Source organism: Caballeronia sp. LZ003, assembly GCF_031451465.1.
Lineage (GTDB): Bacteria > Pseudomonadota > Gammaproteobacteria > Burkholderiales > Burkholderiaceae > Caballeronia.
In genome coordinates, this window is record NZ_JARUXJ010000004.1 from 422455 (window position 1) to 438426 (window position 15972).

Here is a 15972-nt window from a genome sequence, read left to right on the forward strand (position 1 = left end):
GCGCATAGACCATGAGCACCACAGAATTCACGCTGATCAAAGGAAAGTCCGGCGTCCGCGCCGCGGATTTCATCGCGTTCGTCGGCGACCGGGCGACCGAGCAGGTTCTGAAGAGCTTCGTGCTGGAGCAGGCAATGCCGCATGCGCATATCGCCGTCGGCAGCGTGGAGGACGCGATCGCCTACCTCGCCAAGCTCGAGCGTTCGCCGCTGTTTCTCCTGATCGACCTGCACAATTCGGTGATGCCGCTGTCCGATCTTGGCCGTTTGGCCGAAGTCTGCGAGCCGTCGGTTCAAGTGGTCGCGCTCGGCGAGCGAAACGATGTCGGCTTGTTCCGCAGCCTGCTCAAGATCGGCGTGCGCGACTATCTTGTGAAGCCGGTGACGGTGGAACTGCTCAAGCGCACGGTGAACGTTTCGGAAGGTCGTGTGAGTCCGGTGACGCTGGCGCGCGCAGGCAAGACCATCGCTTTCGCGGGCTCGCGCGGCGGCGTCGGCGTGACAACGCTTGCGCTCAATCTCGCGCGCCATCTGGCGGAGGACACGCATCGGCGGGTCGCCTACGTCGACCTGAACCTCACGGGCGGCGCGGCTAACAGCATGCTCGGCATGCAGAGCAACAACGGACTTTCGGATGTGCTGCAAAACGAGCACCGGCTCGACCCGCAATATGTCGAACGCACGCTCGTCGGTAATGGCAGCCGGCTCTTCATGCTGACCGCCGACCTCGAATACGGCGCGCCGCGATCCTATGCGAAGGGCGCGCTGCAACGCGTCATCGAACTGCTTTGCGACAGTTTCCACTACGTGATCATCGACATCGGCGATCCCAGCGAGCCGATCTCACAGGAAGCGTTCGATCACGCATCGCGCGTGTATCTCGTGACGGACCGGTCGGTGCATTCGACGCGTGAAACCATCCGTCTCTTGCGTCACATCGAAGACCGAGACAACAATCCGCCGACTTCGCTTCTGCTCAACAACCCTAACGCCGCGACGGCCGGCAAGGTGCAGTCTACCGATTTCATCTCGGCCGTGGGCCGCTCGGTGCTGCACGAAGTCCAGTTCGAGACCAAGGCGCTCGCGACCGCGGAAAACCTCGGCGAAGCACCCAAGGAAAAAGCCCAAAACGGATTTAGCCAGGCCATCGCACGTATTGCGAGCGATCTGACCGGGCAGCACGCGGTGGTCGAACGGGCGTTGTTCAAGAAGTTCAAGCTGAGGAGAGGCTGATGTTCGGCCAGAAGCAAGTCGCCCGACCGACCGCCGTTTCCGACGAGGCCGCGCTTGCGGTCGCGGAGCCTGCCGCGCCAGTGCCGGACGCGCCCGCGCGCGCATCGGCGGCCGAGGGCAACGACACGCTCGTGCGCTCGGACCTGTTCAAGGTCATCCGCACCGGCGTATTCGGCGCGATGAACGCGTCGGCGGTGGTCGGCCGTTCGCGTGAACAGATGAAGCCGGGCATCGAATTGCTGGTGGTGGAAATCGCGGAGCGCGAGCGGCTGAACATCACCATTTCCGAGCAGATGCAGATCGTCGGCGAATTGCTCAACGACATGTTCGGCCTCGGTCCCATCGAGCCGTTGCTTGCCGATGAAAGCATCACCGACGTGCTCGTGAACGGTCCCGATCAGGTCTATGTGGAGCGTCACGGCCGGCTCGAACTCACGAACTGCAAGTTCCGCGACAACGCACACGTGACCAACGTCGCGCAGCGCATCGCCGCGGGCGTGGGAAGGCGTGTCGACGAAAGCAGTCCGATGGTGGATGCGCGCCTTGCCGATGGCAGCCGGGTGAACGTGGTACTGCCGCCGCTCGCGATTCACGGCGCATCTATCTCCATTCGTAAGTTCTCGAAACGCAACATCACGCTGCACCGCATGGCCCAGCAGGGCAACATGTCGGGCGCCATGGCGACCGTGCTCAAGCTGGCGAGCACCTGCCGTCTCAACGTGATCGTCTCCGGCGGCACGGGCTCGGGCAAGACGACGTTGCTCAATGCGTTGTCGCATTTCATCGGGCATGGCGAGCGCACGGTGACGATCGAAGACGCCGCCGAACTGCAACTCGTACAGCCGCATGTCGTGAGTCTGGAAACTCGGCCTGAAAACGCGGAAGGGCTCGGTGCGGTGAATCAGCGCGACCTCGTGCGAAACGCGCTGCGGATGCGGCCCGACCGCATCATCCTCGGCGAAACGCGCGGTCCTGAAGCCTTCGACGTGCTTCAGGCAATGAACACGGGCCACGACGGCTCGATGACCACGATCCACGCGAACACGCCGCGCGATGGCATCACGCGTCTGGAAAGCATGGTGATGATGGCCAACGGCAACCTGCCGCTGCTTTCCATTCGTCGCCAGATCGCGAGTGCGGTGCATCTGATCGTGCAGATCGAGCGGATGCGCGACGGCATGCGCCGCGTCACGCGCATCACCGAACTGGTGGGCATGGAAGGCGACGTCATCATCACGCAGGATCTCTTCACGTTCCGCTATGACGCGAGCGCGTATAGCGAGGAAGTGAAGGGTGTCTACGAATCGGCGGCGGTGCGGCCGGCGTTCTCGGCGCGCGCGCAATATTACGGTCTCGAAGACGCGTTGCTCGAAGCGATGAAGCCATGAACCTGATCAACCTCATCACCGTCTGCGCGTTCGTCGTCGTAATCTTGTCCGGCGTCATGTTGCTCACGATTCAGGACATGCGCAACAATCAGCCGCACGCGCGCATTCGTGCACGCATGGCGGAATCGTTCGTTTCGCACGGCCTGAACATGAAGAAAGCCAGCGATATCGATTCGGACCTGTTCAAGGTGAGCAAGCGCGACAACCTGCTCACGCGCTTTTTCGGACCGAAGATTTCGCGGCTCAAGACGGTGGCGGGGGCGGGCGGCCTGCGCATTGTGATCGTTTCGGCCATTTTCGGCGAGGTGCTTGCGTTGACGATGACGCATCTGCTTACCTTGCCGAGTTTCGTGAAGCCGCTTCTGATCGTCGGTTTGCCGATCTTCACGCTGGCTAAGTCGTATCGCTTTCTGGTCGATCGCTTTCGCCGGCGCTTTCTCGAAGGTTTTCCCGATCTCATCGATCTCATCGTGCGCGCGGTGCGTGCCGGCGTGCCGGTGACACACGTCATCAGCACGGCCGCCGACGAATGCCCGGAACCGCTGCGGACCGAATTCCAGATGATGAGCGACTCGTTGCAAGTGGGTCAGGACCTGGAAGAAGTGCTGGCGGTAGCGGTCAAGCGCATCGAGATCGCGGATTTTTCGTTCTTCTGCGTGTGTCTGTTGCTGCAGCGCGAAACCGGCGGCCAGCTTGGCGAGACGCTGGAGAACCTCTCGGGGATCGTGCGTACGCGTCGCGAGATTCGTTCCAAGACGAAAGCACTGACGGGCGAAGCGCGTATCACGACCAAGATTTTGGCCGCGGTGCCGGTGTGCATTCTGTTCAGCATGTACTTCCTCAACCACGACTATCTGATGATCTTATTCGACTCGGAAGCCGGTCAGAAACTGATGACCTTCGGCGTGATCTCAATCGGGATCGGGCTCATGGTGATCAACAAGATCTCTAGTCTTGATACCTCGCGATGAAGCCCGAACTATTCCAGACGATCATCAATCTCTTGATGCTGTTCGCGCTCTTCGCGGGTCTCGCCATCTGGTGGATGACCAAGCATGGCGGCCAGCGCGGACGCATCGCGGAACGCGCGCGACTTGCGGCGCTCAGCCATCGTACGGACGTGTCGGATGATATCGAAGAAGAAGACGTGAGCCTGCGCAAACGCCTGATGCATCGTCTCGCGCGCATCGGCGACAAGCTGCCGCTCTTCGACGCGAAGTATCGTCTCAAGCTCAAGAAGGAAATGATCCGCAGCGGCTACCGGAGCAATCACGCGGTGTCGATTCTGCTTGCCGCCAAATTCTGCATGGGCCTGATCTTCGCGACGCTCACGGTGATGCTCGGCTCGCACATTCCATTCATCGGTACTTATCCGGCCGTGCGCGGCGTGGCCATGCTGCTCGTGTTCATCGTCGGAATGATCGTGCCGGAGTACGTCGTCGGCTTCGTGGCTGCCGGCCGCCGTCGCGAGATGGCGGGCTGCCTGCCCGACGCGCTCGACCTGCTCGTGATTTGCACCAACGCGGGCAACAGCCTTGGCGTGAGTATTCGCCGCGTGGCGGACGAATTGAAGACCATCTGCCCGCCGCTCTCCGATGAGTTCGCGCTGACCGCCGACGAACTGAAGCTTTCTGGCGACAGCACGCGCGCGCTGTATGGACTGGCCGAGCGTATCGATTTGCCGTCCATCCGCGCGCTCATCTCGACGCTCACGCAGTCGATGCGCTACGGCACACCGATTACCCAAGCGCTGCGCACGCTTTCGCGCACGGAGCGCGTGGCGCACATCGTCTCGCTCGAAGAAAAGGCCGCCAAGCTCGCGCCAAAGATGGTCGTGCCGATGATGATGTTCATCCTTCCCGCGATCATCGCCATTGCCGCCGGGCCGGCCGTTATCCAGCTACTCGCTTTCATCGACCATTCCAAATGAAGACTTTCGACATCTTTTCCCGCCGCGCCTGTGTGCTCTTCTGTGCGGTCGCAGTGGCGATGGCGGCGAGCGGCTGCTCGACCACCGTGCACCCGAGTTCGGAAGTGCGGCCGGTCACGCGAAACAGCGCGCCGAGCACGATGAGCGAACTTCGCATCGCGGATACCGCGCTCGAGTCCGGCAACATCGAGATGGCGACTTCGCTGTTCGAGAAGATCGTGCAGGCGGACCCTCGTTCGGTGCAGGGTTTGACGGGCCTCGGCAATACGCTCTACGCGGTCGGCGACTACACGCGCGCGGGTGTTTACTACGGCAAGGCGACGCAGGTCGACGCAGCCGCGCCCGCGCCGCTCATCGGTCTCGCACGCGTGGCCATTCATCAGCGGCGCTTCGACGACGCTATTTCGACCTATCGGCGTTTGCTTGCCATCAGCCCGGACGATCCTCTGGCATCGGCGGGGCTGGGCGCCGCGCTCGACATGAAGGGCGAACACGCGGCGGCGCAGACCGTCTTGCGTGATGCGCTCCGGAAGAATCCCGGCGATACCGCGCTGTCGGTGAACCTCGGGCTTTCGCTCACCATGGCCGGCAATCCGCGTGACGGCGCCAACGTGCTGCTGGACGTCACGCGGTTCCCGGCCGCGCCGCCGCAAGCCCGTCAGAATCTTGCGCTCGCCTACGGCTTGCTCGGTAACGACGAGGCGGCGGCGGAAATCCTGGGCCGCGATTTGCCGAAGGCATCGGTGCAGGACAATTTGCGCTTCTATGAGATCCAGCGTCAGCAGCTCGGGTTGTCAAGTTCCGCGGCGCAGGTCACGCCGCTCGCGGCGACGCGCGTGACGGCAGCGAGCATCAGATGACGCGCCTTGCCCGCTTCGCGCGCTTCGCTCTGGACGACCGTGGTGCATCGACAATCGAATTTGTCGTGCTCACGCCGATTGTGTTCGTTCTGATTCTTGCGACCGTGGAACTCGCGCTCGACATGATGGTGGACGCCTCCGTGCAGATCGCGGCGCAGGCGGCCTCGCGCGTCGGTCTTACCACATCCGCGCCGTCGAGCGGCTCGCGCTCCGACCAGGCACAACAGATCGTCAATACGATTCTGGGCGGCTGGACCAACATCAGCGGGACCACGCTCAGCATCACCATGCTCACCTACGGCACCTACTCCAACATAGGTACGACGAACGTCACGACTGGCATGGGCGGATACGGCGATGTCGTGTCGTACAACATCGCCGTCACGATGCCGAAAGGCTTCACCGGACTTCCGAAGCTCTTTGGCATTCAGCAGATGGTCTTTCAGCGCAACTACATCGTACAGAACGAAAAATGAACATTCGCCGATTCGCACCGCGGCGTCTTACGCGGAAACTGCTGACATGCGTGTTGCGTTCGGAGCGCGGCAGCGTCACCGTCGAGTTCATCATCATCGTGCCGCTCATGCTTTTCGTGCTGAGCGGCTTCGTCGAAATCTATGCGTATGTCCGCGCGGTCAGCGTGCTCGAGCATACGGCGTTCGCGCTGGCGGATTCCATCGGCCAGATGCAGCAAGTGGTCAACGACAACACGACGAGCAGTTCAAATAATCTCGGCTCGATCTGGAATGCGGCCACGCTGCTCGCCGCACCCAACACGCTGTCGAGCAGGGGCGGCGTGATCATCACGTCCGTGTGCGACAGCAAGACTTCGCCGTGCGGCACGCCACCCTCGACGGCATCGATGACTGCGGGCACGCCTTCGATCCTCTGGCAGAAGAGTGCGCCGTGGACGCTTTCCAATTTCGCGTCGCAGGTGACGAAGACCAGCGTGCTGCCTTCTACGTGGCCGTTCCGGGTGGGGGATTCGGCCATCGTCGTGGAAGTGTTTTATCAGTACACCCCGTTCTCGATGACCGCCGCGTTCTGGAGGAATGCGCCGGGCACGCAGACGCTTTATCAGCGCGTTTACGTGCGCTCGCGTTCGGGCCAAACTCTGCAACTGGTGGCGGCGTCATGAAGCCACGCATCTTTAAAATGCGCAGGGACAAGGCGTTCTTTAGGAACTTCGGCCGGCCTGCGGCGTCGCGTACGGTGATGAATCTCGTGGCGGGTGGCGAAGGCGCCGTCGCGGTGATTTTCGCGGTGACGGCCAGCATGATGATTGGCACGCTCTGCACGGCGCTGGACACGATCGACGAGGCGCAGACGCAGACGCGTATGCAGATGGGTGCCGACGTGGCGGCACTGTCCGCAGCGGCGAGCCTGTCGCACTACGCCACGACCACCGGCGCCGACCTCGCGCAATGGCAAGCCGACGCACGCGCGTTTTACAACGCCAACGTGCCGGCCGGTTACATGGGCCTTGTCATGCCGGACAGCAATTTCCAGGCGACCGTGTCGGGCACCCCGGCAACGGGGCAGACCATCAAGATTTCGGTGTCGGGCACGTTGTCGCTCTATGCGCCCGTCTTTCTCTCGGCCAACAAGACAACGAGCGGATCGGGGTCTGGTTCGGGCAGCGGCTCGGGTTCGGGCGGCGGGTCGAGTTCGAGTCCCGCGACCACGCAAGTCGTCAGCGCGAGCAATACGGCGGTACGCGTGCCGAAGAGCACGCTCGAACTCGTGATGGTCCTCGACAACACCGGTTCCATGGCCGATTACGCCAGTTCCAGCAAGTCGCAAGGCACGAAGCTGGACGGCCTGAAAAGCGCGGCGCAGACCTTCGTCACGAACATCTTCGGTGTTACCGGCAACGACTCCTACATCGGCCTCGTGCCGTTTACGACGATGGTCAACGTCGGCTCCGCGCTCAACGGAACCGGCAGCTGGATGTCGCAAGCCACCAATACCCAGTTTGCCTACAACACGACCGGCATGTCCATGAAGTCGTGGGGCGGATGCGCAGTCGAGCCACATGACGCGGCAGGCAACGTGACGGCGGCAGCATACGCGCCTGCAAGCTCGCCGGGCTTCACACCGTTTTACTACAACGTGCCGAAGAGCGGCTTCACGGTGACGACCTACGACGGCAGCAGCCAATGCAAGGTCACCGGTACGACGGTCTACAGAGGTGTGCCGATGAGCTATACCAGCAACGGCACGACGTCCTACTGCTCGAGCTCAACGACGCCACAGCCGGCGAACTACTGGGGCCAAGTGCCTTACAGCCGGGCGACTACCATCTCGTGGGATCAGAACGGCAGCGATACAAGCGGCAACCGACCGTGTTCGATCCAGCCCGCCGTGTTCCTCACCAAGGACACGAACGCGCTCACCACGGCAATCAACAACATGGTGGCAAGCGGCTCGACGCTGATTCCGACCGGCATTCTCTGGGGCTGGCGCATGTTGTCGTCAGACTGGTCTAACTCCAAGGCCAATGGCAACGGCTGGATCTCTTCGGACAACACGCTGCCGCGTCCTGAAACGACGCAAGGCCTGCAGCGCGTGGCGATCATCTTGACGGACGGCGAGAACGATCCGGGCGGTACGACCGGCGTCATGCCTCCGCCGTATTTCAACCAGCTTTCCGGGGTGGGCAACGCATCGCTCAAGTCGTCGGCGCTGGGCCTCAACGGCTCGATGGCCAGTCCCGACGACATCAATACGTTCCAACTCGGCGTGTGTTCGGCGATGAAGCAAAGCGGAATCACTATCTACGCAATCACTTTCGGCACCTATGGCACCGACTCGACGAGCATTTCGGCGCAGCAGACTATGCAGAACTGCGCAAGCTCGGGCAACTATTACCATGCGCCGGACAACGCCACGCTTAACCAGATTTTCCAGCAGATCGCCGGAAATCTTGGCGTGCTGCGCCTGACGCAATGAACGTTGGACGCGATCGCATGCGCCGGTCGCGTCATTCACACGCAACCCAACGAGGCCGGGAGATGACTTCCATGGACACAGTAACGGTGCCGTCGCTCGTCGCGGATAAGCAAGCGAGCGAACCGCGAGAGCCCGCGCTCACGCGCGGGCAGGTAGTAATCGAGGTGGCCATTCGAGGAGCAACCGTGACGTTGCTCGGGACGTTTCTCGTCAATGCACTGGTGCAGTATTCGCGCGATCCGTCGCGCGTCACGCTGCTCTTGCTCGTGCTTTCGGAAGTGGTGACGATCGCCATGTCGCTGATCTCGCGCGTGCCGCGCGTGCGTGACTGGAACATCGTGAGCGTTCTGATGGCCACGTGCGCGACGTTTTACTTCCTCGCGTTTCGCATCGAACCGGGCGTGCATCTCATTCCGGAATGGCTGGCGGTGGGGTTGCAAGTGACCGGTATGTGCATTCAGATCAGCGCGAAGCTTTCGTTGCGTCGCTCGTTCGGTATCCTGCCCGCCAATCGCGGCGTGGTCATGCACGGACCTTACCGGCTCGTGCGCCATCCCATGTACTTCGGTTATCTCGTGAAAGACATCGGGTTTTTGCTGCCGAACTTCGGCTTGCAGAATGTCATCGTGCTAGCGGTGCACTGGTGTCTTCAAGTGGGACGGATCATCAACGAAGAGCGGCTGCTTTCGAAAGACGATACCTATCTCGCATATGCGAAGCGCGTGCGTTACAGGCTGATCGCGGGCGTCTTCTAATGGACCTTGGCGGGCACGTGCGTTGCTCGCCTTCCCCGGTGCAAGTCAACTTCCCAAGGAGTACCGACATGCCCGAAAAGAAAACCGTCGAAAACGCCACCAAGGCGAAGCGCGCAGGCAAGTCCGCCAGCACCCAGGCGGGCAATTTCGTGAAAGAACGGATCGATCACATCCGCGAGGGCAAGCATGGCGCGAAGTCCGCGAAGCAGGCCATCGCCATCGGTCTATCCGAAGCCCGCCGCTCCGGCGTAAAGGTCAAGACGCCGAAGAAGGCCACCACGTCCGAGGCCACGCGCAAGAAAGCCGCACAAGACACGAAAGCCGCGCATCGCACGAGAAAGAGTCCGAGCACGGAGTCGAAGGCAAAGCGTTCCGCGACGTCCACGCGCGTGCTGAAGCGCGAAAGCACGAAGGCGGCATCGCACAAGTCGCTGTCGCGGCAGGCGCATGCAAGCGCAAGCCGGCGCTCGGCGGCGGATCGCTCGGCTGCCGCGAAGAAGGGCTGGGCAACGCGGCGCAAGAACGCCAGCGCTGCATCGAAGGGTTCATCTGCGCGTCACTCGGCACGTTGATCCGCCGCGCGCGGGAGCATTCGCGCGAACGATACGGCCATCATCGCGAGTTCTTGCGCCGCGGGCGTGAGCGGCACGCCCGCTCTTCGAAGCAGGCAGACGGGCGTCGGCGCGGCGCGTTCGGCAATCGGGATCACGGTGATGTGTTCCCGAAAAAACGGATGCGCCACGAGGCTCGCCGGTTCGAGCGCGAGGTAGTCGCTTGCGGTAATGCAATGAAGCGTGTCGAAGACCGCTTCGGTGGTTACCGCGACGTTGGGCGGCGTGAGCCGGGCCGTATCGAATAGCGCGGACAGCTTGTTGCCCGCGTGACGCGTGCTCACCCACTCGGCATTGCAGAGACTCGAAAGCTTGCGCGCGCGTGCAAGCGGATGCCCCTTCCGCGCGATCACCGCGACATTGGAATCGAAAAGCCGTGTCGTCTCCATATCATGGATGTCCGCGTCGGGCGCAATGAGTGCGAGGGCAAAATCGAGCCGTCCCTCGCGCACCCATGACGTCAGCACGCGCGACGTCGCGCTCGTCAAATGCACATCGATACGCGGACAGCGCTCTCTAAAGCTCGCGAGCAGCGCGGGAAACAGCCGCATGGTCGCATCGGCTGCCAGACCAAGCGCAACGCTGCCGGTTAATTCGCCGCGCATCTGACGCATCTCTTCTTCGGTCTTCGCACATTCGCCGAGTATTAGATCGGCGCGCACACGCAGGCGTTCGCCGGCGCTCGTCAGCCGCACGCCACGTACATCGCGTTCGAAAAGCGGCCCGCCCGCTAGCGCTTCCAGCTTGCGTAACTGCTGAGTGATGCCGCTCTGCGCAGTTGTCAGACGCCGCGCGGCCGCGCGCAGGCTGCCCGCCTCTGCAACGGCCACGAAGATTCGCAATTGGGTCAGCGTCAATTCCATCGGCGATCTCGAAAAGTGATCATGATAATTAAAATGCCTCTTTTTAAGGGCGCTTTGTCCGCTTAGCATGAGCGCTCCAACCCCGAAAATATCCCGCCGACCCATGTTCAAAACGTTCATGCTCAGCAGCGCTCTTGCCGCCACGCTTGCCATGTCTCCGTTCGTTGCAAGCGCAAAGGACGCCGATACCTTGCGCCTGGGCATCGACCCTGGTTATCCGCCGATGGATGTGAAGACGCCCGACGGCCATGTCGCGGGCTTCGACGTCGATCTCGGCGATGAAATCTGCCGCCGCATCGCGATGCGCTGCCAGTGGGTCGAGCTGGAATTCTCCGGGATGATTCCGGCGCTGCAAGCGCGCAAGATCGACGGGATCATGTCGTCGATGGCGATCACCGACAAGCGCATGAAGCAGATCGCATTTTCGACGAAGCTGTTCCAGTTCCGCTCACGTCTGATCGCAAGGAGCGGCGCGTCGCTCGCGCCGAGCGCGCAGGGTCTCGCCGGCAAGCGCGTCGGCGTGCAAAGCGGCAGTCAGTTCGAGACCTACGCCATGAAGAACTGGCAGCCGGGCGGCGTGGAAATCGTTGCGTATCAGAGTCAGGAGGGTGTGTTCAACGATCTCGTCGCGGGCCGGCTCGATGCCGCGTTGCTCGGCTCCGTCGAAGCAGAGCACGGCTTCCTGAAGACCGCGCGCGGCGCGGGCTTCGCGTTCGTCGGCGCGCCGCTTTCCATGGGCGACCACGGCGTGGGCATGGGCATGCGCCAGGACGATGCCGCGCTGAAGACGAAGGTCGACAAGGCCGTGACCGACATGCGCGCGGACGGCACGTATCAGAAGATCGCGCACAAGTACTTCGACTTCGACGTCTACGGCGACTGAGCCCATCTTTCACGGACTTTTTCATTGATGCAAACACGACACACGCCGCTCGTTTCCACGACGCTCGGTACGGCGCGCGAACTCGTCAGCTTTCATTTCGGTGCGGAACGAAGCGGCGAGAAGGTCTACATCCAGGCCTCGCTGCATGCCGACGAAACCCCCGCGATGCTCACGGCGTGGCAGCTGAAGAAGCGTCTGCTGCAACTCGAAGGGGAAGGGCGCTTGCGTGGCGAGATCGTCCTCGTGCCGGTGGCGAATCCTGTCGGCTTGTCGCAGCATGTGCTCGGGCAATTCCTTGGCCGCTTCGATGCGAATAGCGGCCACAACTTCAACCGCGGTTTTCCGATGCCGCCCGCGCAGGCGTTGATCGAACGTATCGGCATGGCGTGGTCGAGCAGCGACGCCGCATACAACGCGCGCCTCTTGCGTCGCGCCGTGCGGGACATGCTCGGCGAAATGCGCGCGAAGAACGAGTTCGAGTCGCTGCGGCTGACGCTGCTGACGCTCGCATCCGATGCCGACATCGTGCTCGATCTGCATTGTTCGCTCGAAGCCACGATGCATCTCTACACGAGCCCGGCAAGCTGGCCCGCGCTGGAACCGCTTGCACATTATCTCGGCGCGAACGGCGTGCTGCTCGCAACGGATTCGGGCGGGCAGTCGTTCGACGAAATCCACGCGCTCTTGTGGAACGAAGTCCGTGCGTTGCTCGGCGGCGACGTGCCGCTCGGTGCGCCGAACATCGCGGCGACGGTGGAGCATCGCGGGCAGCGCGACGTGAGCTACGAGACGGCGCAACACGATGCGGATGCCATCGTTGACTTTCTGATCGCGCGCGGCGTGATCGAAGGCGAGGCGCGCGCGTTGCCGTCGCTCGTACTCGGCGCTACGCCGCTTGCGGGCAGCGAGCAATTGATTGCGCCGGTGAGCGGCATCGTCGTGTATCGCGCGTCGGTCGGGGCGAGGTTGAAGGCTGGCGACGCGGTGTTCGATATCGTCGATCCACTGACGGATGCCGTGACCACGGTCGCGACGAAAAACGATGGCGTGTTTTATATGCGGCGTGCGATCCGTTTCGCGCAGGCCGGTGCACCGATGGGGCGGGTGACGGGGCAGACGGCGTTCAGGACGGGGGTGTTGATCGGGGCGTGAGGTGGGTTAGTGCAAGAGCGTGTGGTGGACGTGCCTCGCCCAATCCGGAAATTCGCCGCGATAAAGAAGATGCAGGCCTTCGCTGAATGTCGCGGCTTTGAGACCGTTCACTAATGCCAGTAGCGCAGTGCAGACGCCGTATAAAACGACACATGGCCGTTGCGAGGCATGCAATACCACCACTGTCCGATCATCGCGCAAATTGCTTTGAGGAACGAACAGCGTACTGATGAGCATTGCGCCGTTGCCGTCGATAAGGCTTGCCGATGTATCGACGAGTCTAAGCGGCTCGACGTGATGCTCGAAGACTTCGAATGCAAGCACGACGCCGTATCGGTCGATCAGTGACGTATGGTCGGACGCTTCGCCAAAGGGATCGTACGAGCGTATTCGTTCGAACCCGCGAAGCCAAGTTGCTGTTCTAGAATCCCTGATCCGGCGCCGTATCGAGAAGCTTTTCTTGCGTGAGGCCGGGAAAAAACTCGGCGATCGTTCGTGCGTTGGCATTTGGCCGCGCGAAGGTGTAGTCAAGATCTTGCCGTTCGTAAGCCGCGTTATAGATGTGTTCGCTGAAGTCGTTCGGCGTCCAGTCGTCGAAGGCGGGCGCGTGGATAAATCCGCATTGCTCGCAACGATAGTAGTAGATCGATGTGCCGAAATACGGATCGACTTTATATCCATCCAGATGATCCGCGCCACCGCGCGAGAAGTCGGTGAGTCCACACAGGGCGCTCGGTTTCGCGCAGCATTTGCATGTCGAGTAAGGCGCAGCCTTATTCATGCCGTCGAACAGCATCGTCGTACCAGATGAAAGCGGGCGCGCATTTCAACATGCCGCGAATGGGCACATAACGGCAAGCGGCTGCGGACTCGAAGCCCGCAGCCCAAAGCTTCTTACCGCGCGTCACTCACCGTCTGATTCAACGTCTGCCCCGCGATCACCGTGTTCTTCAACACGATGTCATGCACGTTGTACGCATAGATCGGCCCGGGCGTTGCCGCCGTCGCCGGTCCGGCCGCAACGGGCGTGCCGAAATCGCAATCGGTGATGGTCACCCCGGTGATGGCCAGAATGGCCGGCACCGGCGCGGGGCCGTTGTAATCGAACGCGACCGGTCCTTGCGCGACGATCGCCTGAAAACACGATCCCGTCGCGCCGTTCGCCGTGACGTTGCTCGCCTTCACGTTGGAAATGTTCACGTTCTGCACGAGGGCGGGACGCGTGCGGATGGCGTCTTTCGACGGCTGATAATCGCAATCGAAGGTGATGATGCCGCCCTGCGCCGCCGATGGATTCGCCGCGCTGGCCGTCGCCACGCCGAGCGGCACGGTCGCGTTGATCGGACTGCCCGCGAGCAGGCTGCTGCCGTAACCGGACGGCGTGAGGCTGACGCCGTTGGGCAAGGTCACGTTATCGACGTAGAAGTCCTTCACGAAGCCGCCGCGATTCATGTTCGTCTTCACGCGAATCCCAATGTTCAGCGAGTTGGTCGCCCAGAACTTGTTGAGCATCTGCAGATTGCGCGCATAGATTTTCTGCACGCCGCCGCCCATTTCGCTGCCTAGCGTGATGCCGCCGTGGCCGCTGTTCATCGTGCAGTTTTGAATGACGTGGTTTTGCGCCGGGCCGTATTGCGTGTCGAGATCCTTGCCCGACTTGATGGCGATGCAGTCGTCGCCCGTGTTGAACACGACGCTTTCGCACAGGACCATGTCGCAGGCGTCGGGGTCGAAGCCATCGTTGTTCGGACCGATGCTGTGCACCGTCACGCTGCGCATCACCACGTTCTTGCAGTCGGTCGGATGATGCTGCCAGAACGGCGTATTGATGGTGCGGTAGCTCTCCATCAACACGTTCGTGCAACCGATGAACTCCACCATGCAAGGCCGCAGATAATGCCCGAGACCGAAGATGCGCTTCTCGATGGCGACACCCGCCTCGGACAGCGCGGGCAGATAGTTCTGGTCCTGCTGCCACGGCGTGGCGGGGTTGGTGAGTTCGGCGTAGAGCGCATCGGAGATACCGGGCGCGGCCGTTTTGAGATCGACGTTCTTCGAGTTGCTCGACGCTTGTGACGGCGTCGACGAATTGACGCAGCCATACACGCCGTTATTGCCCTTCCACGTCCACCAGCTCGTCGCGGTATTGCCGCTGCCGGCAAAGGGCGTCATTGCCTGGCCATTGAGCACGGACGTATCGCCTTCGCCCGTGAGCGCGACGTTGGTCTGATTGCGCGCATAGACGGGCGGGCCGTAGTTGAGGCAATCGTTTGCCTGCCAGCGGCTGTAAAACAACTTGCCGTTCGGGCCGCAGTCGATCGGGCCGTCTTTCGCGTAATCGGCCGGGTTCGGGCTGAAGAAAATTTCGCAGTTCGCGCTCAGATGAAAGTCGACGTTCGATTGCAGCACGATCGGCCCCGCGCAATACCAGTTGCCCGCTGGCACGACGACGCGTCCGCCGCCCGCCGCGCTGCACGCCGCGATGGCCGCGAAAAAGGCGGGACGCGAATCGAACGAGCCGGGCGCTTGCGTCTGATCGGCGCCGCTGCTCAGGGGCGACTTCGTGGCATCCGTATAAGGATTCACCGCCGCCACGACAGCGCATGGCTTCGCGCCGTAATCGGTGACCAGGAACTGGCGGCTCGGCACCATCGACGTCGATACACCCTTGAGCGCATTGACGATTTGCGTGGCGGAGCCGGACGGGCCCCAGATCGCGTCTTGCACGGTGGGGGGCGCTGAATCGTCATGACCGCCGCAGGCGCTAAGAAGGCTCATTGCGCTGATTCCGCCGAAAAGTGGGGCGCTTACAGAGACGCCCGCGAGTTTGACGAAAGAACGTCGTGATAGTGAACCTGCTGACGGTTTTGGGGATTTCATTTGTTGTCTCCTGGATCCGGTCGCGGCCGGTTTTGTAGATTCGGTGAAGTCTTCGTAGAACGGTTAACCGGATGCTTGCGCTGCAGCAAATGGATCAAGACGAAGCTTCGGGAAATCGTTTTCCTGATTTACGATATCGAAGTTGTCAGGCATTGGTCAAGTAAAGTCAGGCAGCGTCGGGTTGGGACTTTCCCGCATAGTGCGCAACCCACCCCGGCGCCGACGACGTTCGCCAATGACACTAAGATGTTTGCTCGCAGGCCGAACGCAACCGAACAGCGGCCGCTCTCTTCGCCGATCGCCGGGCGAGAACTTTGCGACACTACCCAACACCCCGGCTGACACTTCCGCGACGTTTGGCAGCGAATACTGTATGCGTGTACAGTACTGTTCGCTGCAAGAGGCGCGTTTCGGGCAATCGACGCGCCGCTGCAAGCGGCTCGTGACAGCCGTCCAACTCATTGAA

Annotated in this window: 16 protein-coding genes; 12 read left to right on the forward strand and 4 right to left on the reverse strand. The window is 61.8% G+C overall.

Annotation, left to right across the window (positions count from 1 at the left end):
• Window positions 1-11 precede the first annotated feature (11 nt).
• From QCE79_RS26065 to QCE79_RS26110, 10 genes are all read left to right on the forward strand, one after another.
• Window positions 12-1232, forward strand: coding sequence for an AAA family ATPase (locus QCE79_RS26065; RefSeq protein ID WP_309848755.1), 1221 nt, complete (start codon window positions 12-14; stop codon window positions 1230-1232).
• Window positions 1232-2620: a CpaF family protein gene (locus QCE79_RS26070; protein WP_309848758.1), complete on the forward strand. Its 1389-nt coding sequence runs from the start codon at window positions 1232-1234 to the stop codon at window positions 2618-2620. Before QCE79_RS26065 ends, QCE79_RS26070 begins: the two co-directional genes overlap by 1 nt.
• Window positions 2617-3591: a type II secretion system F family protein gene (locus QCE79_RS26075; RefSeq protein ID WP_309848761.1), complete on the forward strand. Its 975-nt coding sequence runs from the start codon at window positions 2617-2619 to the stop codon at window positions 3589-3591. Before QCE79_RS26070 ends, QCE79_RS26075 begins: the two co-directional genes overlap by 4 nt.
• Window positions 3588-4550 carry a type II secretion system F family protein gene (locus QCE79_RS26080; protein WP_309848764.1) on the forward strand — a complete coding sequence of 321 codons (963 nt, stop codon included), beginning with the start codon at window positions 3588-3590 and terminating at the stop codon, window positions 4548-4550. Before QCE79_RS26075 ends, QCE79_RS26080 begins: the two co-directional genes overlap by 4 nt.
• Complete coding sequence (locus tag QCE79_RS26085) at window positions 4547-5410, forward strand: tetratricopeptide repeat protein (RefSeq protein WP_309848767.1); 864 nt, start codon at window positions 4547-4549, stop codon at window positions 5408-5410. Before QCE79_RS26080 ends, QCE79_RS26085 begins: the two co-directional genes overlap by 4 nt.
• Window positions 5407-5886, forward strand: a complete 480-nt coding sequence (locus QCE79_RS26090) for a pilus assembly protein (RefSeq protein ID WP_309848770.1) — start codon at window positions 5407-5409, stop codon at window positions 5884-5886. Before QCE79_RS26085 ends, QCE79_RS26090 begins: the two co-directional genes overlap by 4 nt.
• Complete coding sequence (locus QCE79_RS26095; protein WP_309848773.1) at window positions 5883-6548, forward strand: TadE/TadG family type IV pilus assembly protein; 666 nt, start codon at window positions 5883-5885, stop codon at window positions 6546-6548. Before QCE79_RS26090 ends, QCE79_RS26095 begins: the two co-directional genes overlap by 4 nt.
• The gene (locus QCE79_RS26100; RefSeq protein ID WP_309848776.1) at window positions 6545-8362 is read left to right on the forward strand and encodes a VWA domain-containing protein; all 1818 of its coding nucleotides are present in this window, start codon (window positions 6545-6547) and stop codon (window positions 8360-8362) included. Before QCE79_RS26095 ends, QCE79_RS26100 begins: the two co-directional genes overlap by 4 nt.
• Before the next feature lie 71 nt (window positions 8363-8433).
• A complete protein-coding gene (locus QCE79_RS26105; RefSeq protein WP_309848778.1) occupies window positions 8434-9117 on the forward strand; it encodes an isoprenylcysteine carboxylmethyltransferase family protein in 684 nt (227 codons plus the stop codon).
• Between the two features lie 68 nt (window positions 9118-9185).
• Window positions 9186-9689 (forward strand): DUF6496 domain-containing protein, encoded by a 504-nt coding sequence (locus QCE79_RS26110; protein WP_309848781.1) that lies wholly within the window; start codon window positions 9186-9188, stop codon window positions 9687-9689.
• Here the strand turns inward: QCE79_RS26110 and QCE79_RS26115 are convergent.
• Window positions 9674-10591, reverse strand: a complete 918-nt coding sequence (locus tag QCE79_RS26115; RefSeq protein ID WP_309848783.1) for a LysR substrate-binding domain-containing protein — start codon at window positions 10589-10591, stop codon at window positions 9674-9676. The genes QCE79_RS26110 and QCE79_RS26115 overlap by 16 nt on opposite strands.
• A 118-nt stretch (window positions 10592-10709) precedes the next feature.
• Here QCE79_RS26115 and QCE79_RS26120 point away from each other — a divergent pair, with 118 nt between their 5' ends.
• Window positions 10710-11474: a transporter substrate-binding domain-containing protein gene (locus tag QCE79_RS26120; protein WP_250467336.1), complete on the forward strand. Its 765-nt coding sequence runs from the start codon at window positions 10710-10712 to the stop codon at window positions 11472-11474.
• Window positions 11475-11501: 27 nt separating this feature from the next.
• Window positions 11502-12626, forward strand: coding sequence for a M14 family metallopeptidase (locus tag QCE79_RS26125; protein ID WP_309848788.1), 1125 nt, complete (start codon window positions 11502-11504; stop codon window positions 12624-12626).
• A 6-nt stretch (window positions 12627-12632) separates the two neighbouring features.
• Here QCE79_RS26125 and QCE79_RS26130 read toward each other — a convergent pair whose 3' ends face one another.
• The 3 genes from QCE79_RS26130 to QCE79_RS26140 all read right to left on the reverse strand — a co-directional run bounded on the left by QCE79_RS26130 (window position 12633) and on the right by QCE79_RS26140 (window position 15506).
• Window positions 12633-12950: a hypothetical protein gene (locus QCE79_RS26130; RefSeq protein ID WP_309848790.1), complete on the reverse strand. Its 318-nt coding sequence runs from the start codon at window positions 12948-12950 to the stop codon at window positions 12633-12635.
• Between the two features lie 97 nt (window positions 12951-13047).
• Window positions 13048-13422, reverse strand: a complete 375-nt coding sequence (locus tag QCE79_RS26135; RefSeq protein WP_309848793.1) for a hypothetical protein — start codon at window positions 13420-13422, stop codon at window positions 13048-13050.
• A gap of 98 nt (window positions 13423-13520) precedes the next feature.
• Window positions 13521-15506 (reverse strand): glycoside hydrolase family 28 protein, encoded by a 1986-nt coding sequence (locus tag QCE79_RS26140; RefSeq protein WP_309848795.1) that lies wholly within the window; start codon window positions 15504-15506, stop codon window positions 13521-13523.
• Window positions 15507-15972 lie beyond the last annotated feature (466 nt).